An 849-nucleotide genomic window follows, 5' to 3' on the forward strand; every position below is an offset into this window, starting at 1 on the left:
TAGACCGCGCAAATGTTTGGATTTCAGGCAACCGCAGATCGTGTTTGATGAACTACGACAGGTTGCTTGATTTGGCGGGTGTTGCACTTCGGAGTTGAATTCGCGGCTCAGTTCCTAACATTTTTTCTGATAGCAAGTTATTTATGGCAAAATTAAGAATCATATTGTCGAAAGCACTGGAATTATTGTTTATAATAATTTCAGAATTCTTTTCTAAATATATCAGAAGTTCGGTTTTTTCTTTTTTTGATGACAGGGTAAGTAATGTGGAATTTTTATCTGATACACTTGAACCACACAGGCTAGGAATATATTTATCTTTAGTGAATTCTAAACAATAAGAGATTACATCAGGGTATTTTTGCTGGGGGTTTTTAGCCTGTTCTTTTAATAATTCAAAATCATACCTATTGCATAAAGAAAATATTTGATCCAGCTTGCCGAAATCAGCAAGTAATTTTATATACTCCGAGATATGCTTGAAAGAGTACTGCAATAATTCTTCATGATAGCTACATGCCTCCTCAAATTTCCATTCTTTTAAGGCGTGGTTGATTTTTTTAATAAATTGCTCTTCAATATTCATTTTTATACCAAGTTGAATAGGGTTTTCTGATGATGGTTAACGCAGGAGCGATTTTGATTTTATTTAGTCGGCTGAATATTTAGTCGCTAACCCAATAATAAAAGACAAGGCCGACCAATATCTGGTTGCCATTCAGATCGCTTTGTCATGTAACCCGCGAATTCAGATAATAACTGCAACACCCATGGTGCATAGGAGAGAAGAGGCCAACTGCCGGTTCTGGTACGCTTCTTCTCGCCAAAGAAACAAAGCGGAACACCATG

General features: G+C 36.5%; 1 protein-coding gene. It reads right to left on the bottom strand.

Going from position 1 to position 849, the window contains the following annotated elements:
- Window positions 1-52 precede the first annotated feature (52 nt).
- A complete protein-coding gene (locus PG883_RS23595; protein WP_270808483.1) occupies window positions 53-586 on the bottom strand; it encodes a hypothetical protein in 534 nt (177 codons plus the stop codon).
- Between the last annotated feature and the right edge of the window lie 263 nt (window positions 587-849).

Source organism: Aeromonas sp. QDB25 (assembly GCF_027707725.1).
Lineage (GTDB): Bacteria > Pseudomonadota > Gammaproteobacteria > Enterobacterales > Aeromonadaceae > Aeromonas > Aeromonas caviae.